The 25,081-nt window shown below is 69.3% G+C and carries 23 protein-coding genes and 1 tRNA gene; 8 read left to right on the top strand and 16 right to left on the bottom strand.

The features are described 5' to 3' along the window. Window positions 1–116 precede the first annotated feature (116 nt). Complete coding sequence (locus FXO18_RS07390) at window positions 117–602, top strand: inorganic diphosphatase (RefSeq protein ID WP_149360435.1); 486 nt, start codon at window positions 117–119, stop codon at window positions 600–602. 99 nt (window positions 603–701) lie between these two features. Here the strand turns inward: FXO18_RS07390 and FXO18_RS07385 are convergent, their stop codons facing one another. Next, window positions 702–1,679 carry a transporter substrate-binding domain-containing protein gene (locus FXO18_RS07385; protein WP_149360434.1) on the bottom strand — a complete coding sequence of 326 codons (978 nt, stop codon included), beginning with the start codon at window positions 1,677–1,679 and terminating at the stop codon, window positions 702–704. A gap of 239 nt (window positions 1,680–1,918) precedes the next feature. Between FXO18_RS07385 and FXO18_RS07380 the strand changes: the two genes are divergently transcribed. Genes FXO18_RS07380 through FXO18_RS07370 form a run of 3 tightly spaced genes read left to right on the top strand, consistent with a single transcriptional unit; the run spans window position 1,919 to window position 7,702 of the window. Then, window positions 1,919–2,458 (top strand): MarR family winged helix-turn-helix transcriptional regulator, encoded by a 540-nt coding sequence (locus FXO18_RS07380; RefSeq protein WP_187774242.1) that lies wholly within the window; start codon window positions 1,919–1,921, stop codon window positions 2,456–2,458. A 53-nt stretch (window positions 2,459–2,511) separates the two neighbouring features. Continuing rightward, a complete protein-coding gene (locus tag FXO18_RS07375) occupies window positions 2,512–6,348 on the top strand; it encodes a Pls/PosA family non-ribosomal peptide synthetase (RefSeq protein ID WP_149360792.1) in 3,837 nt (1,278 codons plus the stop codon). A 40-nt stretch (window positions 6,349–6,388) separates the two neighbouring features. Beyond that, the gene (locus tag FXO18_RS07370; RefSeq protein ID WP_149360432.1) at window positions 6,389–7,702 is read left to right on the top strand and encodes a M1 family metallopeptidase; all 1,314 of its coding nucleotides are present in this window, start codon (window positions 6,389–6,391) and stop codon (window positions 7,700–7,702) included. Here the strand turns inward: FXO18_RS07370 and FXO18_RS07365 are convergent. The 3 genes from FXO18_RS07365 to FXO18_RS07355 form a co-directional block, all read right to left on the bottom strand. Then, entirely contained in the window at window positions 7,671–8,915 is a 1,245-nt protein-coding gene (locus FXO18_RS07365) for an MFS transporter (protein ID WP_149360431.1), read from the bottom strand. The two genes, FXO18_RS07370 and FXO18_RS07365, sit on opposite strands and share 32 nt — an antisense overlap. After that, window positions 8,912–9,661 carry a GntR family transcriptional regulator gene (locus tag FXO18_RS07360; RefSeq protein ID WP_149360430.1) on the bottom strand — a complete coding sequence of 250 codons (750 nt, stop codon included), beginning with the start codon at window positions 9,659–9,661 and terminating at the stop codon, window positions 8,912–8,914. Before FXO18_RS07360 ends, FXO18_RS07365 begins: the two co-directional genes overlap by 4 nt. Window positions 9,662–9,809: 148 nt before the next feature. Beyond that, window positions 9,810–10,598: a DUF2231 domain-containing protein gene (locus tag FXO18_RS07355; protein WP_149360429.1), complete on the bottom strand. Its 789-nt coding sequence runs from the start codon at window positions 10,596–10,598 to the stop codon at window positions 9,810–9,812. A 148-nt stretch (window positions 10,599–10,746) separates the two neighbouring features. On the opposite strand from FXO18_RS07355, the gene FXO18_RS07350 reads away from it, so the two are divergent. Further along, the gene (locus FXO18_RS07350) at window positions 10,747–10,944 is read left to right on the top strand and encodes a CsbD family protein (RefSeq protein ID WP_149360428.1); all 198 of its coding nucleotides are present in this window, start codon (window positions 10,747–10,749) and stop codon (window positions 10,942–10,944) included. A 78-nt stretch (window positions 10,945–11,022) separates the two neighbouring features. Here the strand turns inward: FXO18_RS07350 and FXO18_RS07345 are convergent, their stop codons facing one another. The 3 genes from FXO18_RS07345 to FXO18_RS07335 are packed head-to-tail and all read right to left on the bottom strand — an operon-like array spanning window position 11,023 to window position 12,439. After that, window positions 11,023–11,736, bottom strand: coding sequence for a DsbA family protein (locus FXO18_RS07345; RefSeq protein WP_149360427.1), 714 nt, complete (start codon window positions 11,734–11,736; stop codon window positions 11,023–11,025). 32 nt (window positions 11,737–11,768) lie between these two features. Further along, the gene (locus tag FXO18_RS07340; protein WP_223114599.1) at window positions 11,769–12,149 is read right to left on the bottom strand and encodes a hypothetical protein; all 381 of its coding nucleotides are present in this window, start codon (window positions 12,147–12,149) and stop codon (window positions 11,769–11,771) included. Between the two features lie 17 nt (window positions 12,150–12,166). After that, window positions 12,167–12,439: a hypothetical protein gene (locus FXO18_RS07335; RefSeq protein WP_149360426.1), complete on the bottom strand. Its 273-nt coding sequence runs from the start codon at window positions 12,437–12,439 to the stop codon at window positions 12,167–12,169. Window positions 12,440–12,847: 408 nt separating this feature from the next. On the opposite strand from FXO18_RS07335, the gene FXO18_RS07330 reads away from it, so the two are divergent. Next, window positions 12,848–13,192, top strand: coding sequence for a hypothetical protein (locus tag FXO18_RS07330; RefSeq protein ID WP_149360425.1), 345 nt, complete (start codon window positions 12,848–12,850; stop codon window positions 13,190–13,192). 56 nt (window positions 13,193–13,248) lie between these two features. On the opposite strand, the gene FXO18_RS07325 is transcribed toward FXO18_RS07330, so the two are convergent. Next, window positions 13,249–13,321 (bottom strand) — tRNA-Thr (locus FXO18_RS07325). An 89-nt stretch (window positions 13,322–13,410) separates the two neighbouring features. Further along, window positions 13,411–14,622 carry a DNA polymerase III subunit delta' gene (locus FXO18_RS07320; RefSeq protein ID WP_149360424.1) on the bottom strand — a complete coding sequence of 404 codons (1,212 nt, stop codon included), beginning with the start codon at window positions 14,620–14,622 and terminating at the stop codon, window positions 13,411–13,413. Window positions 14,623–14,793: 171 nt separating this feature from the next. On the opposite strand from FXO18_RS07320, the gene FXO18_RS07315 reads away from it, so the two are divergent. Further along, window positions 14,794–16,350: an adenylate/guanylate cyclase domain-containing protein gene (locus tag FXO18_RS07315; RefSeq protein WP_187774241.1), complete on the top strand. Its 1,557-nt coding sequence runs from the start codon at window positions 14,794–14,796 to the stop codon at window positions 16,348–16,350. A 22-nt stretch (window positions 16,351–16,372) separates the two neighbouring features. Here the strand turns inward: FXO18_RS07315 and topA are convergent, their stop codons facing one another. The 4 genes from topA to FXO18_RS07295 form a co-directional block, all read right to left on the bottom strand. After that, window positions 16,373–19,285: a type I DNA topoisomerase gene (gene topA, locus FXO18_RS07310; RefSeq protein WP_149360422.1), complete on the bottom strand. Its 2,913-nt coding sequence runs from the start codon at window positions 19,283–19,285 to the stop codon at window positions 16,373–16,375. A gap of 226 nt (window positions 19,286–19,511) precedes the next feature. Continuing rightward, a complete protein-coding gene (locus FXO18_RS07305) occupies window positions 19,512–20,192 on the bottom strand; it encodes a hypothetical protein (RefSeq protein ID WP_149360421.1) in 681 nt (226 codons plus the stop codon). 165 nt (window positions 20,193–20,357) lie between these two features. Beyond that, on the bottom strand, window positions 20,358–20,561 hold the full coding sequence (locus tag FXO18_RS07300; RefSeq protein WP_149360420.1) for a cold-shock protein: 204 nt from the start codon (window positions 20,559–20,561) through the stop codon (window positions 20,358–20,360). A gap of 151 nt (window positions 20,562–20,712) precedes the next feature. Next, window positions 20,713–21,597, bottom strand: a complete 885-nt coding sequence (locus tag FXO18_RS07295) for an SGNH/GDSL hydrolase family protein (protein WP_187774240.1) — start codon at window positions 21,595–21,597, stop codon at window positions 20,713–20,715. Between the two features lie 165 nt (window positions 21,598–21,762). On the opposite strand from FXO18_RS07295, the gene FXO18_RS07290 reads away from it, so the two are divergent. Then, the gene (locus FXO18_RS07290) at window positions 21,763–24,057 is read left to right on the top strand and encodes a DEAD/DEAH box helicase (RefSeq protein ID WP_149360418.1); all 2,295 of its coding nucleotides are present in this window, start codon (window positions 21,763–21,765) and stop codon (window positions 24,055–24,057) included. Here the strand turns inward: FXO18_RS07290 and FXO18_RS07285 are convergent. The 3 genes from FXO18_RS07285 to FXO18_RS07275 are packed head-to-tail and all read right to left on the bottom strand — an operon-like array spanning window position 24,054 to window position 25,032. Further along, window positions 24,054–24,446, bottom strand: coding sequence for an Rv3654c family TadE-like protein (locus tag FXO18_RS07285; RefSeq protein WP_149360417.1), 393 nt, complete (start codon window positions 24,444–24,446; stop codon window positions 24,054–24,056). The genes FXO18_RS07290 and FXO18_RS07285 overlap by 4 nt on opposite strands. After that, a complete protein-coding gene (locus FXO18_RS16205) occupies window positions 24,443–24,919 on the bottom strand; it encodes a TadE family type IV pilus minor pilin (RefSeq protein WP_328593407.1) in 477 nt (158 codons plus the stop codon). Before FXO18_RS16205 ends, FXO18_RS07285 begins: the two co-directional genes overlap by 4 nt. Next, complete coding sequence (locus FXO18_RS07275; RefSeq protein ID WP_149360415.1) at window positions 24,835–25,032, bottom strand: DUF4244 domain-containing protein; 198 nt, start codon at window positions 25,030–25,032, stop codon at window positions 24,835–24,837. The genes FXO18_RS16205 and FXO18_RS07275 overlap by 85 nt, the downstream gene beginning before the upstream one ends. Window positions 25,033–25,081: the final 49 nt, after the last annotated feature.

Genomic DNA, 25,081 nt, shown 5'->3' with positions numbered 1-25,081 from the left:
AGGGTGGGTTGTTGCTCGCGCTCGCAGATCCAAGACTATCCTTGAGCCGCTGCCCGCCAAGGTTGGCGGGCGTGCGCGCGAAATTTCCTGGAACGCTACGACCGAAGCGAGGACGTGTGGAATTCGACGTCACTATCGAGATCCCGAGGGGTCAGCGCAACAAGTATGAGGTGGATCATGCGACCGGGCGCGTCCGGCTCGATCGCTACCTGTTCACCTCCATGCAGTACCCCGCGGACTATGGCTACATCGAGGACACCCTCGGCGGCGACGGCGACCCGCTGGATGCGCTGGTGCTGCTCCCCGAGCCCGTGTACCCGGGCGTGATCGTCGAGTCACGGCCGGTCGCGATGTTCCGGATGCGTGACGAGGCGGGCGACGACGAGAAGGTGCTCTGCGTACCGACCGATCCGCGCTTCGATCACATCCAGGATCTCGCGGATGTCCCCGATTTCCAGCTCGCCGAGATCAAGCACTTCTTCGAGCGCTACAAGGATCTCGAGCCGGGCAAGGAGGTCCATGCGGCTGACTGGGTCGGTCGCGACGAGGCCATCTCGGAGATCAATCGGTCGATCGATCGCTTCACCCAGAACGGCCACTGAGCCGTTTCGCATCGAGCAGCCCCGGCCACCGCGATCGCGGTGGCCGGGGCTGCTTCGTGCTAGGCGGGCTGCGGTCGGGGCGCTCGCGGCCTCCGGGCGCTAGTTCGGCTCGGTGCCGTTGATGGTGGAGCTGGGCAGCATGGCGTGCTCGAGCGCCCAGCGCTCGAATATGGCCTGGTACTTGCCGGTGACGATGACTGTATCGATGGCCTTGCACACGAGCGGGCCGAGCTCCGAGCCCTTCTTGACGATCGCGGACACGAGCGCAGGACGCACACCGTCGCCCGGGACCTGGCCCACGATCCGGCTGCGTCCCTTGGTGACGGCCTCGAAGTTGAGGATGGACATGGGGCCGAATGTCGCGTCGATCTCGCCAGCGTCGAGCGCGGCCTGGTACTCCCAGGGCTCGGCGTAGTTCTCCAGCTCGGCGGGCTCGAGGCCGGCGTTGCGGAGCGAGTCGTTCCAGTCGAGGAGGATCGCTTCGCTCTTGGTCTGCGCGCCCACGCCGATGCGGAGCCCGGCGATGTCCCCAGGATGCTGGAGCGATTCGATGGGCGAGCCAGCTGCCACCCCGAATGCCTGGTTCTCCTGCTGGTAGGCCACCATGTCAAAGCGCTCAAGCCGTTCCGGGGTGAGCGCGATGTTGCCGAGCCCGACGTGGAAGCGGCCGTCGGTGACGCCGGCGAAGACGTCGAGCCAGTCGGTGATGATGAGCTCGAGCTTGAGGTCGAGCACATCGGCGATCAGCTGGGCGAGGTCGGGCTCGATGCCGATCATGGTCATCGCGTCATCGGCGCGGAAGGACAGCGGCGGATAGTTCCCGGTCATCCCGACGACCAGGGTTCCGCCGTCGCGGACCTCCTGGGGAACTGCTTGAGCGAGATCGCGGACAGCCTCGGCGCGGATTCGCTGCTGGTCGGGGCTGGTATTGACGACGAAAAGCTCAGTGGGCAAGGAATTGCGCTCGGGCTGGCCATTGCGATTGCATCCGGTGAGCGCGGCCAGGAGGGCAAGCAAGGCCACGAAGCAAGCAAGGACGACAAGGGGCCGTCGCTGCGGGCTGGTGTGGCTGGTCATTCGTCCCTTCCCCCATGGGGCACTGCTCCCCCGCGGGGCACTGCGGCGATATCCCGTTGCGCGAGCGGCACGGGACTTGCTGTGGATGAGGATACAGCCACATGGCGCGGATCACGCGTCCGTTTGGTCCGCGTGTGATAGGCGCGACATGCTCCCGCGCCCCCCATCTGGCACCAGGAAGTCCCAATTGTAGGTGTGTCCTACTATCTATTCCTCCCACGAACCGGTACGGTAGCCCGGTGCCCGACACGACTGCCCTCCCACCGATGCCGCTCGACGGCACCGAGTTCCTGCTCGCCCGCCTGCATCGCGAGCTGCGCGACCACACTGAGCGGCAGCTCTGCGACGCAGGCTTCTCCCTGCGCACCCACTGGATCCTCGAGTGCATCGCCCAGGCCGCGCGCCCATCGCAGCAAGACGTGAGCAACGCTCTCTCCATCGATCGCAGCGACATGGTCCGCATCATCGACGACCTCGAGGAGCGGGGGCTGCTCACCCGCACGCGCGACAAGAAGGACCGCCGCCGGCACACCCTCGCGCTCACCGCCACCGGCGACGCTGCCCGATCGCTATGCCGCGGCATCGTCGATGACGCGCTCGTCACCGTGCTCGCGCCGCTCAGTCGCAAGGAACGAGCAACGCTCCAGCAACTCACCCGCAAGGCGCTAGCGGCGAGGCCGCCGGCGAAGAGCACGGGCAAGAAATCGCGCACCGACCCAGCCCTGGCACCCGATGCCGGACGCCCCAAGCGCACCGCACCAGCGAAGGCCAAATCGTGACAACCAGCACACTGGACCACACCGATCCACGCGGCACCGGCAGCACGACCGACCTGCTGCGCGCGCAGCACCGCTCGCCCGCCCCCCGCACGCTGCTCGACATCCTGCACGCCACCGCTACCGAGTACCCCGACTCCCCCGCCATCGAGGCGATGGACGCCACCTACACCTACGCGGAGCTGATCGCCGAGGTGGGCGACCGTGCCCGCGCGCTGCACAAGCACGGGATCGAGCGCGGCGACCGGGTGGGCGTGCGCCGCTCCTCGGGCACCGCCGAGCTGTACCTCACCATCCTCGGCGTGCTGGCCGCCGGGGCCGCCTATGTGCCCGTGGACGCCGATGACCCCGACGAGCGCGCCGAGACGGTCTTCCGCGAGGCCCGGGTGGCCACGGTCATCACCGATGATGGCGTCCCCGCTCGCAGGGTCCGGCGCCTGTCCCGCCTGCAACCGCCGCGCCCCTCCGATGACGCCTGGATCATCTTCACCTCCGGCTCCACCGGCCTGCCGAAGGGTGTTGCCGTCACGCACCGCAGCGCGGCGGCTTTCGTCGACGCCGAGGCCCGGCTATTCCTGCGCCCAGAGCCGCTCGGCCCCGGCGATCGCGTGCTCGCCGGGCTGTCGGTTGCCTTCGACGCATCATGCGAGGAGATGTGGCTGGCCTGGCGCAACGGCGCCTGCCTGGTGCCCGCCCCCCGCTCCCTGGTGCGCAGCGGCGAGGAGCTCGGGCCGTGGCTGATCGAGCAGCGCATCACCGCCATATCGACCGTGCCCACCCTGGCCGCGCTGTGGTCCAGCGATGCGCTCGCCGCGGTACGGCTGCTCATCTTCGGCGGCGAGGCCTGCCCGCCCGAGCTCGTGAGCAGGCTCGCCGCGCCCGGCCGGGAGATCTGGAACACCTACGGCCCCACCGAGGCAACAGTCGTCGCGTGCGCTGCACCGCTGGTTCCGGGCGAACCGGTCCGCATCGGGCTGCCGCTCGATGGCTGGGACCTCGCGATCGTCGACGCCAGCGGCCAGCCGGTTGCCCCTGGCGAGCCGGGCGAGCTCGTCATCGGCGGCGTGGGCCTCGCCCGCTACCTCGATGAGGACAAGGACCGCGAGAAGTATGCCCCGCTCGAGCCGCTGGGGTGGAAGCGCGCCTACCGCAGCGGTGACCTGGTCTCGTTCGACGGCACCGGGCTGCTCTTCCACGGCCGTGCGGACGACCAGGTGAAGATCGGTGGCCGTCGCGTCGAGCTCGGCGAGATCGATGCCCTGCTGCAGGACCTGCCCGGGGTGGTCGCTGCCGCCAGCACGGTCCAGCGCTCCCAGGCGGGCACCCCCGTCCTGGTCGGGTACCTCACCACTGGAGGCGCCGAGCTCGACATGGCGGACGCGCGCTCCCGGCTCGCTGCTCGCCTCCCCGCCGCGCTCGTGCCACGCCTCGCCGTCCTGCCCGACCTGCCCGCGCGCACATCCGGCAAGGTGGACCGCGCGGCGCTGCCCTGGCCGCTGCCGCCGACGAGCACCGCCGGGCACGCCGATACCCTCACTGGGCTGGAAGCCTGGATGGCCGAGGCGTGGGAATCCGTCCTCGGGGCCGAGGTGACGCGCGTCGACGATGACTTCTTCGCCCTCGGTGGCAGTTCCCTCACCGCGGCCCAGCTCGTGTCGCGGCTGCGCGAGCAGTTCCCTGCCCTCACGGTAGCCGAGCTCTACGAGCATCATCGGCTTGGCGAGCTCGCCGCGCACCTGGGCGCGCAGGCCCCCGCGATCGCGGCCCAGCATCGGCCAGTGGCCCCGCAATCCTGGCGCAGCCAGCTCGCCCAGGCCACGCTGCTCGCAGTGCCCCTCGCGCTCTCCGGAGCGATCTGGACGACGTGGTCCGCGCTCGCCTCCACCGTGCTCGGCCACGCCACGAGCGCCACCTGGCTGCCCACCACGCCCTGGCCGGTGCTCGCGACACTCGTGGTGCTGCTGCTCACCCCGCCGGGTCGCATCGCGATCGCCGCGGGATCGGCCCGCCTCCTCCTGGTCGGCCTCGAGCCGGGCACCTATCCGCGCGGGGGCAGCCTCCACCTGCGCCTATGGCTCGCCGAACGGATCGCGGAGACCGTCGGTGCCACCAATCTCTCCGGCGCCCCCTGGATGTCCTTCTACGCCAGGATGCTCGGAGCCCGCATCGGCAAGCACGTCAGCCTGCACACCGCACCGCCGATCACCGGGATGCTCGCTGTCGGCGCCCGCGCCGCGATCGAGCCCGAGACGGATCTGAGCGGCTACTGGGTGGACGGCGACACCGTGCACATCGGCCGCATCGTGATCGGCGGACGAGCCACCATCGGTGCTCGGACCGCGCTGCTTCCGGGCACCCGCATCGGCAAGGGAACCGAGATCGAAGCCGGTTCCGCGGTCTCCGGCACCGTCCCCGCCAAGCAGCGCTGGGGCGGATCGCCCGCCCACCGGACCGGCAAGCCGCGCAGCGACTGGCCCGCTAGCCCTCCCCCGCCAGGACGCCGCTGGGGGCCCGCGTACGGCCTCACCGCTGCGGTTCTCGCGGCATTCCCGCTCGCCGCGCTCGTGCCCGCGCTCCTGCTGCTCGTCCCGATCGTCGAGGCCGCTTCCAGCCCCGCAGCGGTGGTCGTCCCGATCATCCTGTGGGCACCGGTCGCAGCGGTCCTGTCAACGATCACCTTCGCGCTGCTCATCGTTGTTTCCGTGCGGCTGCTAGCGATCGGCCTGCGCCCTGGCACCTACCCCGTGCGCAGTCGCTCGGGCTGGCAGGCCTGGGCCACCGAGCGCCTCACTGACTCCGCGCGCACCTTCCTGTTCCCCCTCTACGCGAGCGTCATCACGCCCCTATGGCTGCGCCTGCTCGGAGCGCGTGTTGGCAAGAACGTGGAGGCCTCGACGGTGCTGCTGCTGCCGAAGTTCACCACCATCAACGATGGCGCGTTCCTCGCCGATGACACCCTCGTCGCCGGCTACGAGCTTGGCGGCGGCTGGGTGCGCATCGGCCGAACCAAGGTCGGCAAGCGCGCGTTCCTCGGCAATTCCGGCATGGCCAGCCCCGGCCGCAAGGTGCCGAAGAACGGCCTCGTCGCGGTGCTCTCCACCGCGCCCCGCAAGGCCAAGCGCGGCTCCTCGTGGCTGGGCAGCCCCCCGGTGAAGCTGCGCCGACCCTCGCTCGGCGGCGATACCGAGTCCCGCACCTATGCCCCGCCCGTCCGCTTGCGACTGCTCCGCGCCGTCGTCGAGCTCGCCCGCATGGTGCCCGTGATCGCGACGTTCCTGCTCGGCGCGATGGTGCTCGCTACGCTCATCGTCGTGCTCGATCGCTACGGCATCATGGCCGCGCTGCTCCTCGCCGGCCCCGTGCTCGCCCTGGCCGCGACCATCGCGGGCATAGCCACCATCCTGGCGAAGAAAGCACTGGTCGGGCGCATCCGCGAGCACGAGACACCCCTGTGGAGCAGCTTCGTGTGGCGCAACGAGCTCGCCGACACGTTCACCGAGATGCTCGCCGCCCCCTGGTGCTTGCGCCTGTGCATGGGCACACTGGTGGGCAACGCGTGGCTGCGCGGCATGGGTGCCTCGATCGGCCGCGGCGCATGGTGCGAGACGTACTGGCTGCCCGAGGCAGACCTCGTCACCCTTGGCGACGGGGCCACGGTCAACCGGGGCAGCGTGGTGCAGACCCATCTGTTCCATGATCGCGTGATGAGCGTTGGTCCCGTGACCCTCGGCAATGGAGCCACCCTCGGGCCGCACAGTGTCGTCCTGCCCGCCGCATCGCTGGGCGACAGCGCGACAGTCGGCCCCGCATCACTGGTGATGCGCGGCGACGCCGTCCCGCCTTCGAGCAGATGGCGCGGCAACCCCATCGCGCCATGGACCACGGCCACCTGACGACACCCACGGGGATACCACCCTCAGGAAGGACGCACCGGTGAACGGCAAGTCCAGGAACGTGCTCGACCCCTACCTCCCCGCTAGCGGGAACACTGGCTACCAGGTGTCCCGCTATGACCTCGCGCTGTCCTACCGGGTCACCACCAACCGGCTCGACGGCCACGCGCTCGTCACCGCCACGGCCACAGAGGACCTCACAGCCCTTGCCCTCGACCTCGGATCAGCGCTCAAGGTCACCAAGGTGAAGGTCAATGATTCCGGTGGCATCAAGTTCAGCCAGCGCGACAACAAGCTGCGCATCAAGCTCTCGGGCACCATCCGGCGCGGCGACCTGATCCGCATCGACGTGCGCTACGCCGGGCATCCCAGGCCGCTCGACAACATGTTCGGCAGCATCGGCTGGGAGGAACTCACCGAGGGCGCTCTCACTGCCAACCAGCCCAACGGCGCATGCACCTGGTTCCCGTGCAATGACCACCCCAGCGCCAAGGCGTCGTACCGCATCACTATCACCACCGAGTCCACCTACCAGGCGCTCGCCAATGGCACGCTGGTCAGCCGCAAGTCCGGCGCCGGGACCACCACCTGGGTGTACGACCAGCCCGAGCCGATGTCGCCGTACCTCGCCACCGTGCAGATCGGCCGCTACGCCACCCACACCGTCGCTGCCACGCCCGTGCTCATCAAGGCTGCGGTGCCCCCGGCGCTGCGCCGCCGCTTCGACCACGACTTCGCCCGGCAGCGCGACATGATGACTACTTTCATCAGCATGTTCGGGCCCTATCCGTTCCCCAGCTACACCGTCGTCGTCACCGAGGACGAGCTGGAGATCCCCCTCGAGGCGCAATGCCTCTCGATCTTCGGCGCCAACCACTGCGACGGCAGCCGCGACTCCGAGCGCCTGATCGCCCACGAGCTCGCCCACCAGTGGTTCGGCAACAGCGTCACCGCCGCCCAGTACAATGACATCTGGCTGCACGAGGGCTTCGCCTGCTACGCCGAGTGGCTCTGGTCCGAGCGCAGCGACGGGCCGAGCGCCAAGGAATGGGCCGAGCACTACTGGACCAAGCTCGACCGCAGCCCCAAGGATCTCGTCCTCACCGACCCCGGGCCACGCAACCTCTTCGATGATCGCGTCTACAAGCGCGGTGCCCTCGCCCTGCATTCCCTGCGCTGCCGCATCGGCGACGACGCTTTCTTCTCGCTGCTGCAGGACTGGACCACCCGGCACCGCTTCGGTACCGTCACCACCCAGAACTTCACCGACCTCGCCAGCAACTACACCCGCCACGACCTCGGCGGCCTGTGGAACGAGTGGCTCACCCGGAGACCCCTGCCGGACCTGCCTTGACTGCGCGCGGCCGCCGAGAACCCAGCAGCACCAGCGCCAGGCACATCACCGCCAGCGTCATCCCCGCCAGGAACATCACCGGATAGCTCAGCCACGACGACGCCACCGCCATCGTCACCGGAACCGCGAACCCCAGATAGCTGAGCGAGTAGAACACCGCGTTGAGCCCCGCGAGGTCATCGGGGGTGGCGATGCGCTGCACCTCCAGCAAGCCCGAGACCAGCGCCATGCCATAACCCATGCCCAGCACCGCCGCCGCGAGGATCACCACGGGGATCGACAGCGACCAGGCAGCCCACGCCGCCAGCGGCAGCGCCACGATCAGCAACCCGAAAGCCGTGATCGACGAGCGCGCAGAGCCAGGACGATCGATCCGCCGGCCGAGTGCTTGGATGCCGAACCCGCACCCCAGCGCGATCAGGCACAGCAACGCCGAGAACGCGATCGGTGCCGACGACACCCGCTCCGACATCAGTGCCGGCAGGATCGCATACGCCGAGGCGGCCGCGCCGAACACCCACGGCGCGAGCGGCACCACCACCAGCCAGAAGCGCCGGTGTGCCACCGACGGGATGCGCAGATCCTCCCGCAACGGGGCCGCCCGCTTGTCCGCCGGGATGTCCGCCCGAGTCTCCGGGACTCCGAGCAACCACACGAACCCGGCCACGGTCACCGCTATGTGAAAGAGGTACGGGAAGCCGCTGGGCCACGGTCCCCACTCCGCCAGCACGCCCGCCACGCCAGCACCCACACCGAATCCCGCGGTCAACGACATCGCCACCCGTCGCGGGCCAGCACCCGGTGCCGCGCCAGGCTCGAACGGCGCGCGCGAGAGCTCCGTCAACCAGCTGCCCCCCACCGCCATCGCCAGGCCCAGCGACACCCCCGAGAGCAAGCGACCCCCGATCAGCACAGCTGCATGATCCGAGCCTGCCGCCAGCACCGCGGATCCCGCGATCGCCACCAACGGCGCGGGCACCATCAGCGCCCGGCGGCCCCACCTGTCCGACAACGGCCCGCCCAGCAGCAGCGCCGGAACGATCCCCAGGACATACGCGAACAACAACGTATCCACCACGACATCGGAGAAGCCCTGGTCCAGGCGATACATCGTCAACAGAGGCGTGAACTCATTGCCGCCCCACGCGATGGCGAACAAGGACACCGCCACCGGCAGCCAGAACCGGCGCTCGCTGGTGCTCGCGGCTTTCATGCGCCCCGCTCCTCGCTGCTCGATGTGCCCGACAGGCCCGGCAGCCAGCAATGATCCGGGCGCGGACGCTGCGGCAAGCGATGCACTGACCGCATGTGCGACCACACCCGCTCGGCATACAGCTCCGCATCGCCCTCCCGGATCGCCTCGACCAGCGCGCCATGGTCGGCAAGGATGTCCTCCGCTGCCTGCTCGCGCGAGACGACCGAGTCGTATGACATGCGACGCTGCCGGTCCCGCAGCGTCGCGTAGAAGCCCTCGAGCAACGGATTGCCCAGTGCCTCCACGATCACCTCGTGGAAGCGCGCATCGCCCGCGCTGAAGGCGGCCACATCGCCTGACCGCGCGTCCTCACGCATTTGCTGCACTACATGCTCCAGGCGCTGCACTGCCTCCGCGCGCGCGGAGGCCTCTCCGGCGAGCCGACGAACGGCCTGCACCTCCACCAGGAAGCGTGCTTCCACGACGGACTCGGCCTCTCCGGGCGCGATCGGGACCACCAGCGCGCCCCGCTTCGGGTACAGACGCATCCACCCCTCGGCCTCCAGCCGCAGGAAGCCCTCGCGCACCGGTGTGCGCGAGACACCCAGCTCGCGGGCAACATCTCCCTCGCTGATCAGCTCGCCGCCTGCCAGGGCGCCGGTGATGATGCGCTCCTTGACCGACTCGTAGGCACGGTCGGACGCGGAGCGGGGCGCGCTGCCGAGGCTGATGGCGGCCTCATCGGCCGAACTGGGATGCAACATAGACACAAGAAGTATTTATACCCCTGCGCCTGTGCTCGCGCATCCTCACTACCGCCCCCCCTGCTTGGCGCGGGGACGATCATGAGTATCCAGCCACCCCGGACGTGGCTAGATACTCACCATTCATCGCATCCGCTGGTCGGCAGCACTACGCCCCCAGCGAGCGAGCCAGCGTATCGAGCGCGGCGGCCTGCTCCTCCAGGTCGCTCGACGAGGGCGGCCCGCCCCGGAACCGATGATCCAGCGCCGCGCGCGTCACGATCACCAGCGCACCGTCCTCGCCCGGGTCCGAGCCACCGGTGCGAACCCTTGGCACGCCCCTCTCGAGCACCAGCGCCGCACCGGGATCGGGATTGTCGAGAAGCTCGGCGACATGGCCAGGACGCACCATCGCGCCCCCATGCTGGGCAGCCGACCGCGCCGACACCTCCGGCGGCGCCGCTCGCCAGCGCCCCACTCCAGCGCCCTGCGCGTAGGCCAGATGCCCGCCCAACGTGCCCGCCGCCCCCATCGCGGCAACCCCAGCGAGGCCCCATGCCCGCGCCCGCAAGCGCCGATCCTTGCCTTGCGACCACGCGGCAGCGAAGCATCCCTGGGCGATCGCGTTGGACAACACATGCACCACCGCGACGCGGCGCTGCTCCCGATCAAGACCAGGCACCTCGGCAAGGCCGCTGATCGCCGCCGCCGGCGAGGCCAGCAGCCCAACGGCCACCAGGCGCCGCGCGACCGGATGAGCCGTCGTCACCAGATCCACGATCATCGCCGACGTCCAGGCCCCCATGGGAAGATGGATCAGCACCGGGTGGAGCGGGTGCCCGATCTCCTTGCCCCTCAGGACTTCTCCCGGCCTCCCCTCCCCAGCCACGCGCTCACCGATTTTCGCCAAGGCATCACCGGCCGGATCCAGCCACTCGAGGTCCTCGACCTTGCGCATCAAGCCATGAATATCCATAGCCAAGGAACTACCCGGACCGGTCGCGATCAAACTGGACCCAAAGACCCTCCGCTCCGATGTTTAGCCATCGCCCCAGCGGGAAACCCATTGACCAGGGGGAGCGAACCCAAGCAAGAAGGAGGCAACAATGGCTAAGTTCATGGACAAGCTTCGCCACAAGGCGCAAGAGGCCAAGGGCGAGACCAAGCGAGTCGCCGGCCGCGCCAGCAATGATCCCGATACCGAGCGCGAAGGCATCGCGGACAAGGCCGCGGGCCAGGCCAAGCAGGCCAAGGATCGCCTCAGCGATGCAGCGGAGAAGGGCAAGCGCACCTTCCGCGAGTAGGCGCCTTCCGGGGCGGGCCACAGCACCATAGTGGCCCGCCCCGGTCGCGTGCGGTCGGCCGATCAGACAGCGGCCCGCTCAGCGCGTGGCGCGTCCGCCCTGGGACTGGGATGAGCCGACCACCGCGCCGTCGATGAGATCCTCCAGGCGCTGCGGATCATCACGGTCGATTACTGGGAACCCTTCGCCAGGCTCGCCCTCCCAGTGGAACTCCACCCCTGGGTTGAAGGCGTCGCTGCCGTCGGGGAGAAAGAAGTGCGGGCTGCCCACGACCTCCTCCGGCCGGTTCCGGAAACCGTCGATCATCGCCTCGCGTGCAGTTCCTGAATCAAGGTGATTGCCCAGCAGCTCGCCATTCACATGCTCGCAGCGGTCGGCGGCACGCAGGATCTCCGCGCGCAAGCTGATGTTCCGGCTATCCCGGAACAACGCCCGGCGCAGCTCCCTGTCCAATTCCTCCGCCGCCGCGGCGGACTGCAGCGCGGCCGCATGGACCGCTTCGTTCGCGAGCAAGGAGGTAGTCGGCCACGTCGATTCCCCTCCCTGCCACATGTGCCACGCCAGCTCGGGCGCGCACGCCCCCGCCACGGGAATCGTGGCTTCGGCCAACGACTTGGACAAGGGCTGCCCGCTGGCCTCCTCGAGGGAGAACAATCGAAAATCCACCAGCAGGGCCCCATCGAGGCCCGCCTTGCTCCGCCACTGGTAGAACCGGTGCAGCGCGAGCGTCGCCCACGGGCACGCCACGTCGGAATACACCACCACGGTTCCGGCCTCGGCGTGAACAGTCATGCGGAAGCTCCCTTCGTTCGATCAGCCCGGCGTCACATGCGGGTCATGCAGGCCAGCCCGAGGATTCCCCATGCGGCAGCGAAGCCACCGATCTTGAGGGCCCGGCCGCGGGATTCCAGCCCCGCCCCGAAGATCGCGGCGTCAGCCAGGTCAGAGGCCGCCCGGGCTCCCGTGGCCAGCCGCAGAGCGGGTCCAGCCGGCGCGAGGACCATCGCTGCCCCGACTGCTGCATCGCGCGCCGCCAGGGCACGCACGGGCAGCCCCACCGAACGGGGCACCTCGCTGGCCCCATCGACGAGGCCCGAGGGCGCTGCCAGGACTCTCGGCTTCGCGAGCACGGCGGCGCTGTAGGCGATCGTTGCCCAGCCCATCCCTCTTGCCGCGCCCTGGGCGCTCAGTAGCTTTGTTGCCACGTTCTCGAATCCTCCCGCTAGTCAGGGACGTCGTCGCTCTCCGAGCCGATCGGCCGCACGTCGGCGCGCTCGCTGACGTTGCCGGTCGCGCCCTCGCGCTCCCGCTCCTCGATGATGTCCTCCTCGAGGTCATCCACCGTTCGCGACAGCCCATTGCCGGTCTCGTTGCCCTCGTTCCACTGCTCCCTGGACTTCTGCTCCCGGGTCTTCTCGTCGTGGGCCTTCTTCTCGCTGGAGGCTGATCCGCTGCGGCGCTGCTTCTCGTCCTCGCCGGCATCGTTCCTGCTCATCCTGCTCACCTTCCTGCGGACTTCGTCCCCGGCCCGCGAGAATCCACCATCGCGGCCGTCCCTTGTCCGTCGACCGGGTACCCGCCCGCTGCCGCCCTAAACAACGCCAGCGCAGTACATGCCCACGCGACCCTGCGTTTGGTGCCGCGGGCCCGCTGTCCATCGCGCCGATCCCGCCCCACGGCACCTGGATGCAATTCACCGCGCTCGCATCCTCGTTCATCCACGGTGACGAGGACCGGATCGGCTACACCGTCCAAGGGCTCAAGACCAAAGCGCAGGAGCTCTTCCCTCGCCGACGCGGATAGCGTGCCCGCCGCGCATGTTTGCCAGCCCTCCCGATGGGCATAACTCGTACACAGCGACGGCGGGGGAAGCTCGCCGCGCACGCAGGACAAGGAGCAAGACATGCCACCCCTTACCCGTGCATCGCGCGGAGCGGCGACCCTCGCGACGCTCATGCTCCTCGTCGCGACCGGCTGCAGCACGAACACCGGCGGCGACGTCACCTGCGCGACCTTCAACGAGCAGAGCACCAGCGAGAAGCGCGAGACCGCGGCCGAGTTCCTCCGCGAGGAATCCGACGACTCCACCCAGGACGGCCAGACCACCGAGACCGACCCAGCCGACAGCGAGGTCGCGGTCGATGCTGCTGTGCTCGTCATCATCGCCTTCTGCGAGGTCGAGGAGAACAAGGACATCCCCATCCGCGACGCCGACCTCGACAGCACCACCGAATCAGCCCCCGTGTAGTGCCCAAGAACGCCGAAAGCCCCAGGCCAGAAATCCATGACCTGGGGCTTTCCGTGAGCCGCCTGGGGGAATCGAACCCCCGACCTTTTCATTACGAGTGAAGCGCTCTACCGACTGAGCTAAGGCGGCGTGCCGGGGCGTTCGCCTCGGCGTTGTGCAGTCTAGCGGGTGGGCGCGGGGTTTGGAAAACATGCTGGTCGCGCGCGTGGGACCCTGCATCATCCCTGGCGCATGTGCTCGCTGATGGTGGTGAGCATCGCGGTGATGGCGAGCTCGGGCTTGGTGTTGGTGGCGAGGGCGTCGCGGCAGTGCAGGATCGCATCGATGCAGTGCAGCAGCGTCTCGGGACGGGTGGCGCGGGCGAGCCGGGCGATGGCATCGGCCTTGTCCGGATGGATCGGTCCGATGCTGGCGCCCAGGCTGGCGAGGAGCGCGTCGCGGTAGTAGCCGGCGAGGTCGATGAGGGCGCGGTCGAGGGCATCGCGGATGGCGCGGGTGGCGCGGGACTTCTGCTTGCGCTCGAGCTCCTTGAGCACTCCGGCGGTACCGCGGAGCGCCCCGGCCGCGCCTTTTCCGGTGCCGCCTGCTCCGAGGGCGGTGCGCAGTTCCTCGGTCTCGCGGGCGTCGATCTCGGCGGTGAGGGTCTTGGCGTCCTCGGTGGCGGTGGCGAGGAGGGTGTCGGCCGCGTTGATGGCGGCGGCGGGACGGTCGAGAGTCGGCGGCATGGCGAGCACGGTCGCGCGGCGGTGGCGGGCCTGATCGTCGGTGGCGAGGCGGCGGGCCCGGCCGATGTGCCCGGCGGAGATGGCTGCGGCCCAGTGGGCGGTGTCGGCGTCGAGGTGGTCGCGTTCCTCGAGGGCCTGGGCGATCGCTGCGGTGCTTGGTGTGGTGAGGGTGATGTGCCGGCAGCGGGAGCGGAGCGTGACGGCGATGTCGTGCGGGTCCGGGGAGGGCGCGCACAGCATGAACACGGTATGGGAGGGCGGTTCCTCGACCATCTTGAGCAGGGCGTTGGCGGCGCCCTCGGTGAGGCGGTCGGCGTCCTCGATGATGATGATGTGCCACGCTCCGACGCTGGGGCGGCGCGCGGCGGTGCGGACGATGGCGCGCATCTCCGAGGTGGCGATGCTGAGGCCCTCGGGGATGATGCGGCGCACATCGGAGTGATTTCCGTTGAGCGTGCTGGTGCAGGCGGTGCAGTGCCCGCAGCCGGGCCCGTCGGGGCTGGTGCATTGCAGGGCGGCAGCGAGGCAGAGGGCGGCGATGGAGCGGCCAGAGCCGGGCGGCCCGGTGAACAGCCATGCGTGGGTCATGGCGGAGTGCTCGATGCTGGCGCTGCCGCGCGTGCTGCGGCGGGCATCGGTGGATGCGGCGAGGAGCTCGCCGATGGCGTTGTCCTGGCCGAGGAGTTTGTCGAACACTGGTGCCACAAGGGCAGCGTAGCGCTGTGGCCGGGCGAGTGGTTACTGGCCGGGCCGTTGCTGGCTGGATGGTTGCTGGCTGGTTGGTTACCGCCAAGTGGTTACCGCTGGCGGCGGGGATGCGCGAGGATCGTGGGCATGGGTGCGCGGAGTTCGTTGGCTGGGGCGCGGGAGTCCGTTGTGGTTGTCGCGCGGGGATCAGTGGCCCGGCCATGGCCGGTGTACGTCGCGGGCATGCAGGTAGCGAACGTTGCGGGCGCGTTGTTCGTGTTCGGCTTCCTGCAGTTCCTGCTGCCGGGCGGGGACGCGGTGCGGCTGGGCGAGCTCCTCGATGCGCAGCGGATCCGTCCGTTCCTGGCGTACCTGGTGTTCACGGCAGTGGTGAGCACGGTGGTGGCGTGGTGGCTGGCATTGCCGGTGATCGTGTGGCAGCAGGATCCCGAGGACGGCGCGCGGGGGCTGGTGGCCCGGGACCGGGCGTTGAAGATCCCGCAGCTGCTGGCGTGGGTATATGCGGTTTTCTGGTCGGTGGGCGGCATCATTTTCGTGGTGTCGACGGCGCAGTCGGTGGAACTGGTAGTGATCACGTCGGTGACGGTGGCCATTGGCGGCGCGACGGCGTGCGCGGTGGGGTACTTGTTCGCCGAGCGGGTGCTGCGACCGGTGCACGCGGCGGCGATGGCAGTAGGCGATGCGAGCCTGCGCCATCCACCGAGCGTGGCCAACCGGCTGCTGGTCGGCTGGGTGGTGAGCGTGCTGGTCCCTGTGGCGGGGATCCTGGTGGTGACGAACTCGGCATTGACGGGCAGCCTTGTCGCGGAGACGAGCGCGGTGCTGACGTCGATCCTGGCGTTGTGCGCGGCCCTCGTGGTGGCGAGCTTCGTGGTGACGAAGCTGACGTCGAGCGCTATCGCGGATCCGATCGCGCAGCTGCGGTCGGCGCTGCGGCGGGTGGAGGCGGGCCGGTTCGATACGCCGGTGCGGATCTTCGATGCGACGGAGCTGGGCCAGTTGCAGGCGGGCTTCAACGAGATGGTGCGGTCGCTGGCGGAGCGGGAGCAGATCCGGGAAGTGTTCGGGCGCTACGTGGGCCCGGATGTGGCGCGCCGCGCGCTCAACGACGGGGTGCAGCTTGGTGGCGAGGAACGGTTCGTGGCCGTGCTGTTCGTCGATCTGGTGGGCTCGACGACGTTGGCGACGCGCCGGGACCCGGCGGAGATCGTGGCGTTGCTCAATGAGTTCTTCCGCGTCGCGGTGGAGGTGATCGACCGCTTCGATGGGCTGGTCAACAAGTTTCTTGGCGATGCGGTGCTCGCGGTGTTCGGGGCGCCGCTGGAGCATCCTGATCCGGCTGCGGCGGCGCTGGGCGCAGCACGGGAGCTGGCGCAGCGCCTGCCCTATGTGCTGCACGCTGGCGCCGAGGAGGGGCCGGTGGGTTTCGGGATCGGGGTGGCCGCGGGAACCGTGGTGGCGGGAAACATCGGTGCCGCGCATCGCCTGGAGTACACGGTGATCGGCGACCCGGTGAACGAGGCAGCGCGGATCACCGAGCTCGCGAAGGACGAGCCAGGAGCGGTGCTGGCATCATCGGTCGCGGTGGAGCGGGCGCATCCCGATGAGGCCGGGAAGTGGGTGATCGTGCGGTCGGTGGAGCTTAGGGGCCGTGGGGTGGTGAGCGAGCTGGCCGCGCCGGGGCGGGCCAGCTCTCGTGGTCTTGCCGAGGACGCCCAGCGCTAAGGCGTGCCCGGCCTCTTCCCCGCTACTCGTCGGCGTCCTTCTTGGCGGGCGCCTTCTTAGCCGGTGTCTTCTTCGCCGCGGTCTTCTTGGCAGCCGTCTTGGTAGCAGCCGTCTTGGTAGCGGTGGTCTTCTTGGCCGCCGTCTTTGTCGTAGCTGTCTTGGTGGCAGTGGTCTTCTTGGCTGCCGTCTTCTTCGCGGGAGCCTTCTTCGCCGCTGCCTTCTTCGTGGTCTTCTTCGCCGGTCCGCGGGCGCGCCGGTCCGCGATCAGCTCCGCGGCCCGCTCAACGGTGAGGGATTCGACCTCGTCGCCCTTGCGGAGGCTGGCGTTGGTCTCGCCGTCGGTGACGTAGGGGCCGAACCGGCCATCCTTGATCACCATGGGCTTGCCGCTGGCAGGGTCATCGCCTACCTCGCGGAGCGGCGCGGCAGCAGCCTGGCGCCCCCGCCGCTTGGGCTCGGCATAGATCTTGAGCGCCTCGTCGAGCGTGATGCTGAAGATCTGGTCCTCGGTGCCCAGGGAGCGGGAGTCGGTGCCCTTCTTCAGATAGGGGCCGTATCGACCGTTCTGCGCGGTGATCTCGTTGCCAGTCTCGGGATCAGTGCCGACCACCCGGGGCAGGGAGAGCAACGGCAAAGCGTCCTCGAGGGTGACGGTGGAGATGTCCATCGACTTGAAGAGCGACCCCGTGCGCGGCTTGGCCTTCTTCTTCGCCGACTCGTCAGTCTCGGGGAGGATCTCGGTGACGTAGGGACCGAACCGGCCTTCCTTGGCGACGATCTCGTGCCCGGTCTCGGGATCGGTACCGAGGCTGCGGCCTTCCTGGGGCGTCGCGAAGAGCTTCTCGGCGATCTCCAGGGTGAGCTCGTCGGGCGGAAGATCATCGGGCAGGTTGGCGCGCTGCGACTTTGGCTCACCACTGTCGCTGGTGACGGCGCGCTCGAGGTACGGGCCGAACCGTCCGACGCGCACGAAGATGGGCCGGTCCTCGCTGTCCTCGAACAGCTTGATGGAGTTGATCTCCCGCGCGTCGATGCCTTCGAGGTTCACCCCGACGAGCTTCTTCAGGCCACCGAGCCGGGCGAGGGTTCCCTCGGCGCTTGCTTCGTCACCGAAGTAGAACGCGCCGAGCCAGTGCGAGCGGCGCTCGCGGCCCTCGGCGATGGAGTCGAGGTCATCCTCCATGGAGGCGGTGAAGTCGTAGTCGACGAGTCGGCCGAAGTGCTTCTCGAGCAGGCCCACGACGGAGAAGGCGACCCAGGACGGGACGAGGGCGCTGCCCTTCTTGTAGACGTAGCCACGGTCCTGGATGGTCTTGATGATCGACGCGTAGGTGGAGGGACGGCCAATGCCTTCCTCCTCGAGCTTCTTGACCAGCGATGCCTCGGTGAAGCGCGACGGCGGGTTGGTGGAATGGCCCTCGGGCGACAGCTTGTCGGCGTTGACGGCGTGGCCCTCGGAAAGCCGGGGCAGGCGGCGCTCCTCGTCGTCGGCCTGGCCGCCCGACTCGTCATCAACGGTCTCGACGTAGGCGCTGAGGAAGCCGGGGAAGGTGATGGTGCGCCCCGAGGAGCTGAAGGTGCATTCCTCGCCGGTCGCGGCGGTGCCCGTGATGCGCAGGCTCAGCGTGGTGCCCTTGGCATCGGCCATCTGGGATGCGACGGTGCGCTGCCAGATGAGCTCATACAGCCGGAACTCGTCCTGCTCGAGCACGCGGCTGAGCTGCCCCGGCGTGCGGAATGACTCCCCTGCCGGGCGGATGGCCTCGTGGGCCTCCTGCGCGTTCTTGACCTTGCGGGTGTACTGGCGCGGCGAGGGCGAGACGAACTCGGGCCCGTAGAGCTCGCGGGCCTGGTTGCGGGCAGCGGTGATCGCGGACTCGGACAGCGTGGTCGAGTCGGTACGCATGTAGGTGATGTAGCCGTTCTCGTAGAGCCGCTGCGCGGTGCGCATGGTGCGGTCGGCGGAGAATCGCAGCTTCCGGCCAGCTTCCTGCTGCAGGGTCGACGTCATGAACGGCGCGTACGGCTTGCGCGTGTAGGGCTTCTCCTCGGCGGAGGTGACGACAAGGCTGGCTCCGGCGAGTGCCTCGGCGAGACGACTAGCGTGAGCCTCATCGAGCACGACGACGTTGTCGGAGTTCTTGCGCTGGCCATCGGGGCCGAAGTCGCGGCCGGTTGCCACCCGAGCCCCGTCCACGGCGCTGAGCTTGGCACCGAAGGCGCGCGGCGAGGCGCTCTCCCCGGCGTCGAGCGTAGCGGCGATATCCCAGAAGCTCGCGGAGCGGAACCGCATGCGCTCGCGCTCGCGCTGCACGATGATGCGGGTGGCCACCGACTGCACGCGGCCTGCCGACAGCTTCGGCATGACCTTCTTCCACAGCACCGGACTCACCTCGTAGCCATAGAGGCGGTCGACGATGCGGCGGGTCTCCTGCGCGTCAACGAGGTCGGTGTCGAGGTCCCGGGGGTTCTCGGCAGCGGCGCGGATCGCGGACTCGGTGATCTCGTGGAACACCATGCGCCGGACCGGGATCTTGGGCTTGAGCGTCTCGAGGAGGTGCCAGGCGATGGCCTCGCCCTCGCGGTCACCATCTGTGGCGAGGTAGAGCTCGTCGACGTCCTTCAGCAGGCTCTTGAGCTCGGTGACGGTGGATTTCTTGTCCGCGCTGACGACATACAGCGGCTCGAAATCCGCATCGACGTTGACGCCGAGGCGGGCCCACGGCTCGCCCTTGTAGCGGGCCGGGACATCCGCCGCGCCCTTGGGCAGGTCGCGGATATGCCCGCGCGAGGATTCGACGACGTAGTTCGGGCCCAGGTAGGAGGCAATCTTCTTGGCCTTGGTGGGAGACTCCACAATCACCAGGCGCCGGATTGCCGCCGACTTCCCGGGGCGCGCCGAACCATTCGCCGTGCCACTTCCGCGTGCTGCCACCTGACGCTCGCACCTTTCTGAATTCCTGCAAGGATGTCACTCAACGATGTCGCTCGACACTGCCACTCAACCGCTCGGGACTGCCACTCAACACTGACACAGGCTGTGCCGTTCATGCCGCAACCTGTCTATCACCGCTGTGCCCGACGGTGGCAAGTATGCAGCACTGGTCCGACATCGCGCCCATCGGACGGTCCGGCTGGCATTGCCGGGGAGCGATCAGGGGCTACTCGCCGGGTTCCGCAGGCTCGTCCCCAGGCGTCTCGGCGGGTGCCTCCTCGGGCGTCTCCGCGGGGGGAGCGGGCGGGGCAACGAGGGGCTGGCAAGCTGGCACGTCAGCGATCACCGCGTCGAGCTCGTCGGACTGGTACTGCTCGAGATCGGCGAAGGCTCCCGCGATGGGATTCGGGGTTCCCTCGAGGCGCTCGGTGAACTCGGCCATCGCTACAGGGTCGCCGGGCTCCATCTCGTCGAGGGAGGCCCGGAGCTCGTCGACCTCGTCCGCCGCCTGCTGCGTGGAGCCCGAGAGGTGCTCGGCAAGGCCCGGCGGAATATCGTCCACGGGCGGATCCCCGAGCTCGCGGAAGCTGATGGCGGAATCAGCCAGCACGGTGCGCAGATGGATATAGAGATCGAGATAGGTCTGGCGGGCCTGCTCGGCCTCGACCGGAGGCTCCGCGACAACGACGTCGTAGTACTGGAACGCGTCGGTGAGCGCCACGAACGGTCCGCAGTACCGGGCGAGCCAGTCCTCGGTGGAGATCGTTTCCTCCGTGGCGGTCGCGGGGCTGGAACCATCCCCCGCCGATGCGTCTCCCGCGTCATCACTCGTGCCGCACGCTGCGAGCAGCGGCTGCGCGACGAGGACCGCGAGCGCGATCATGCTGGTGCGAGCCGAAGTTCTCATGGCGTGTTCCCCGCTTCCCGATGGCTGGCCGGAACCAATGCTCCGCTACCGTGCAGTCCTTCTTGAGGACACCGTAGCGCCCGGGCGGGGGGAACAGGTGCGAAGTCGCACAAGCCGGACCCGCACCGCCCGGCCGAGGACCGGGCGGGCAGGGTCGATCAGAACTCAGAGCGGTCGCACGGACATGGCTTGCACGCCCTTGTCGCTCCGGCCTACCTCATACTCCACCTGCTGGTTCTCCTCGAGCGTGCGGAAGCCGCTGCCCTGGATCTCTGAATAGTGGACGAACACATCCGCGGAACCATCCTCGGGCGCGATGAACCCGTAGCCCTTCTCCGCGTTGAACCACTTCACGGTGCCCCGTGCCATGCTGTCTTCCTTTACTCTTTCGCCGTGCTTTCCCGAGCGGCACCAGGCCGCCCGCAGGCCCGCGATGGACCTAATTCCAGTGAAGCACGGCACCGCCCCGGCCCGCATCGAAAGACCCGGCACGAGCACCGGCGGCAACCAGGATCCGTCCTCAGCCCACCCGGTAACCCGTCAGCGCCCGGGCCTGCGCCCCATAGCCATCACGGGTCGGATGGAACGGCAGCACGTGCTCATGGAAGTCACCGATCCGGGTGATCCACCGCTGCCCGAGCGGCTTGCACGCATCGTGCCCGGCGGTGGCTGCCTTCAACGACCAGAACTCCACGCCCAGCGATGCCGCTGCGACCCGCTGCGCGGACTCGATCCGGTCGAGGACCGTGCGCGCATAGGCCGCGCGCGGCTGGAAGTCCGGCACCTCGAGCCCGTTGATCGGCAAGCACACCGAGGTGTCGCGCGGCAGGACCGTCGGGTAGCCCACGATCGCGATCCGCGCATTGGGCGCCTCCGAGCGGATCCGGCCGATGATGTCGCCACTGTCGCCAGCGGTCAGTCGGCGCGCCAGCTCAGGGCCAGTGATGGCGTCAGGCCGCACCGCTGCGGGATCGGCCGCGTCATTGCAGCCGTTGACGAAGTCGAGCACGCACGTGCCCACCGACCACGCGGCACTGCGACCCGCGCCACCGTAGGTCTCGTTGCCAGCGAACTGGATCGTCACCAGCTCCGTGCGTTGCCCCATCGCGCCCGCCGCCGCATTGATCTGCTGGCCGAAGGTGTTGGTGCCGCGGCCATCGACGACAGCGCCGGAACAGGAGGCGTCGAACCAGTCCCCGCCCAGCCCCCACTGCTGGGCGAACTGCTTCGGCCAGGTGTAAGGCAGCTGCGGGCAGCCCCCGAACGGGTCATAGCTCGGCCCCGAGGTGAAGCTATCCCCCAGCGACACATAGCGGGCACCAGCCTGATCGCCTGGCTGAGCGCCCGCGATACCGGGCCCTCCGATCGACAATCCAGCAACGGCCAGCGCGCTCGCCGCCGCCACGGCCACTCCACGTCCCAGTTTTCTCGTCCAGTTCATCCGCACAACGATCACCGTGCCAGACGCCTCCCGCTGCCGCAGCACATGCCCGGATTTCCGTCGCGATGGTGATCCCGCGCGGCCGACGTAGACTGCCCACGTCCAGCGCGCACCAGGAAGGAGCAGGCCATGGCGGCATACGGTCTTGGCGACGATCTGCTCGCCGCCATCGCGGACCGGTCCCCAAGCCTGCTCACTGGCGCGGCTACGCACATCGACCGCGCGCCAGGCAAGCCCGGCACCCACCAGCCGTGGCCGGACTGGACCTACGCCGGCCTCCGCGAGGAGCTCATCGAGCGCGGCATCACCACCCCCTACGCGCACCAGGTGGAAGCGGCCAGCCTCGCCCGGTCCGGCCAGCACGTCGTCCTCGCAACGGGAACCTCGTCGGGGAAATCATTGGCCTACCTGCTGCCTGTCCTCACCACGCTCGCCGAGGAGCACCGCGCCACCGCCCTCTACCTCTCGCCCACCAAGGCACTCGGCGCCGACCAGCTGCGCGCCGCCCGATCACTCACCAGCTCGGTTCCCGGCCTCGCCACTGCCGAGCCGCACCTCTACGACGGCGACACCCCGACCGACCACCGCCGCTGGATCCGCGACACCAGCAGGCTCGTCTTCACCAACCCCGACATGCTGCACGTCGGCATCCTGCCCAACCATCCCCGCTGGGGCCGCTACCTGCGCGGACTGAGCTACGTCATCATCGACGAGTGCCACCACTACCGGGGCGTCTTCGGCTCCCACGTGGCCTGGACGATCCGTCGCCTGCGCCGCATCGCTGCCCGCTACGGAGCGCATCCGGTGTTCGTGCTCGCCAGCGCCACCACCGCCAATCCCGCGGAGGCTGCCACCCGGCTCATCGGCGCCGACTGCCAGGCCGTCACCGAGGATTCCGCGCCCCACGGCCACCGCACCACCGTCCTCTGGGAACCGGGCGCAGCGGACCCCGGCGACCCGGCGCAGCGCCACTCCCCCCACACCGAGGCGGCGCTGTTCACCGCGGCACTCGTCGAGCAGGGCGCGCGCACCCTGATGTTCGTCCGCTCGCGGGCGGGAGCGGAGCACGCCGCGATGGTGGTGCGCGAACGGCTCGGGCCACCCCTCGCCAGCACTGTCGCCGCCTACCGGGCGGGGTACCTGCCCGAGGACCGGCGCCGCCTCGAGGCGGCCCTGGCCAGCGGGGAACTGCGCGCGGTCGCCACCACCAACGCGCTCGAGCTCGGCATCGACATCGCAGGGCTTGATGCGGTGGTGCTCACGGGCTTCCCCGGCACGGTCGCCTCGTTCCGCCAGCAGGCGGGCCGGGCCGGGCGGCGCGGGCAGGGCGCGCTCGTGGTCCTCGTCGCCCGCGATGATCCGCTGGACAACTACCTGATCCACAATCCGGACGCCCTGCTCGACAAGCCCGTCGAAGCGACGGTAACCAACCCTGCCAATCCCTACATCGCTGCCCCGCAGGTGATGTGCGCCGCGACAGAGCTGCCGATCACCGACGACGAGGTCACTGCCCTCGGCATCACCGGCACCGTCGCTGATCTGGCGGGCCAGGGATTCCTGCGGCGGCGGCCCCGCGGCTGGTTCCCCGCCCCGGGCATCGACGCGCACGGCTCCACTGGCCTGCGCGGCACGATGCTCCAGCAGGTCGCGATCGTCGAATCAGCCACGGGACGACTGCTCGGCACGGTCGATGCGTCGCGGGCGCCCGCTACCGTGCATCCCGGCGCCGTTCACCTGCACCAGGGCGAGGTGTTCGTCGTCGATGATCTCGATCTCGAGGAAGGCATCGCCCGGGTCACCGCGGGCGATCCCGGATACACCACCATCGCCCGATCCGTGAGCGACATCCGCATCGCCGAGGTGCTCCGGTCCCAGCAGCATGGTCCCATCACGGTCGGCCTCGCACGGGTCGACGTGACCAGTCGCATCACCAACTACCTGCGGCGCGGGCCCGGCGGCGAGGTGCTCGCCACCATCGAGCTGGACATGCCCGAATCGACCCTGCCCACTGTCGCTGCCGCCTGGACGCACGCCCCAGGCAGCCTCGGTGCCGCAGGCATCTCCGACGAGGACATTCCCGGTGCACTCCACGCCGCCGAGCATGCAGCCATCGGCCTGCTGCCCCTGTTCGCGAGCTGCGACCGCAACGACATCGGCGGGGTATCCACCGCCCTGCACCCCGATACAGCCATGCCCTCGGTGTTCGTCTACGACGGCCATCCCGGCGGCGCGGGCATCGCCGAGCATGGCCACGACCACATCCGGCAATGGCTCTCGGCGACGCGCGCCACCATCCGCGGATGCCGCTGCCGCAGCGGGTGCCCGTCCTGCGTGCAATCACCCAAGTGCGGAAACGGCAACGAGCCACTCGACAAGGCGGGCGCGGCCCGCGTTCTCACCGCCGTCCTCGACGCTCTCGGCTAGTTCGCCTCCACCGGCCCTGCCCTCGCGCTCGCACCCACCTGCCACGCGGTGATCCACTCCCCCTCTCCCCCGCTGGGCCAGCGCACCGGCCGCGTGACGTCGACGCGAATATCCCCACCATCGATGCGGCAATCGTCGATGGTGACGCCATTGCGCCGGGCGATCTCGCGGGCACGCGCGCACGGCTCGCCCGGCAACGCCCAGGCGTGGTGTTGGGCGGCCGCGAGCACAGCGAGGTCAGCACCTGCTTGCGCCGAATGCCGCGCCGCCACCACCGCGACAAGATGCAGCACCATCCCGACGATGAGCATGCAGGCCAGCATGCCTGCCGCGGCAATGACGGTGGCGCTGCCCTCGTCGTTGCCGAGCGGCAGTGCGCGCGCCCTCATCGCTGACGCCTGCCCGGCTCGATGGCCGCGATCGATTCGGCCGTCAAGGTCACCCCAGGCAGCAAGGCTGGCCGCAGCGTCACCCTGGCGGTCACGAGCATTCCGTCGTCGGCGATCGAGATCGTCGCGTCGCCGGGCGCGAGCCGGGCTCCCGCATCGACCGCTCTGCCCTGCTCGTCCCTCGCGGCGACGAGCGCTGCTTCGCGCGCGGCATCGATGCACCGCACGTACGAGGCCCCGATGCCCAGCACACCGACGCACATGCCGATGACCATGACGAGCACCGCCATCGCGAGCGCCGTCTCGACCGTCGCGACGCCAGCATCGTCGCCGAGGGCACGCTTCGGGGCGGACCGACTGGCCGCTTCGGCGGGAGCTGCCGGGCCTGCTAGATCTGTGTGGAGAGCGCCTGCTCGATGATCCGGGTCAGCGCGCCGACGACGGTATCGCTCGACACCACCGCGTAGAGCAATGCCGCGAACGCCGCCGCGGCCACCGTTCCGATCGCGTACTCGACGGTGGTCATTCCCTCGTCCTCCCGGGCGAGCTGGCGGATCCTGCGGGCCAGGATGGGTGATGCCTTCATGGGTTTTTTCCTTTCGGTGGCCCGGGCGCCGGTCGGCGGCCTGGGTGGT

It is taken from the genome of Lolliginicoccus suaedae, from assembly GCF_008312885.1.
Classification (GTDB): Bacteria; Actinomycetota; Actinomycetes; order Mycobacteriales; family Mycobacteriaceae; genus Lolliginicoccus; species Lolliginicoccus suaedae.
This window is presented reverse-complemented; position numbering and strand designations above follow the sequence as displayed.

What these genes read in the sequence shown, in the direction of transcription:
- FXO18_RS07300 (WP_149360420.1), bottom strand. Translation starts at nt 20,561, where the DNA reads ATGGCACGGGGCACCGTGAAGTGGTTCAACGCGGAGAAGGGCTACGGG.
- FXO18_RS07305 (WP_149360421.1), bottom strand. Translation starts at nt 20,192, where the DNA reads ATGAGAACTTCGGCTCGCACCAGCATGATCGCGCTCGCGGTCCTCGTC.
- FXO18_RS07385 (WP_149360434.1), bottom strand. Translation starts at nt 1,679, where the DNA reads ATGACCAGCCACACCAGCCCGCAGCGACGGCCCCTTGTCGTCCTTGCT.
- FXO18_RS07285 (WP_149360417.1), bottom strand. Translation starts at nt 24,446, where the DNA reads ATGAGGGCGCGCGCACTGCCGCTCGGCAACGACGAGGGCAGCGCCACC.
- FXO18_RS07335 (WP_149360426.1), bottom strand. Translation starts at nt 12,439, where the DNA reads ATGAGCAGGAACGATGCCGGCGAGGACGAGAAGCAGCGCCGCAGCGGA.
- FXO18_RS07275 (WP_149360415.1), bottom strand. Translation starts at nt 25,032, where the DNA reads ATGAAGGCATCACCCATCCTGGCCCGCAGGATCCGCCAGCTCGCCCGG.
- FXO18_RS07355 (WP_149360429.1), bottom strand. Translation starts at nt 10,598, where the DNA reads ATGCGCAAGGTCGAGGACCTCGAGTGGCTGGATCCGGCCGGTGATGCC.
- FXO18_RS07360 (WP_149360430.1), bottom strand. Translation starts at nt 9,661, where the DNA reads ATGTTGCATCCCAGTTCGGCCGATGAGGCCGCCATCAGCCTCGGCAGC.
- FXO18_RS07330 (WP_149360425.1), top strand. Translation starts at nt 12,848, where the DNA reads ATGCCACCCCTTACCCGTGCATCGCGCGGAGCGGCGACCCTCGCGACG.
- FXO18_RS07290 (WP_149360418.1), top strand. Translation starts at nt 21,763, where the DNA reads ATGGCGGCATACGGTCTTGGCGACGATCTGCTCGCCGCCATCGCGGAC.
- FXO18_RS07350 (WP_149360428.1), top strand. Translation starts at nt 10,747, where the DNA reads ATGGCTAAGTTCATGGACAAGCTTCGCCACAAGGCGCAAGAGGCCAAG.
- FXO18_RS07345 (WP_149360427.1), bottom strand. Translation starts at nt 11,736, where the DNA reads ATGACTGTTCACGCCGAGGCCGGAACCGTGGTGGTGTATTCCGACGTG.
- FXO18_RS07365 (WP_149360431.1), bottom strand. Translation starts at nt 8,915, where the DNA reads ATGAAAGCCGCGAGCACCAGCGAGCGCCGGTTCTGGCTGCCGGTGGCG.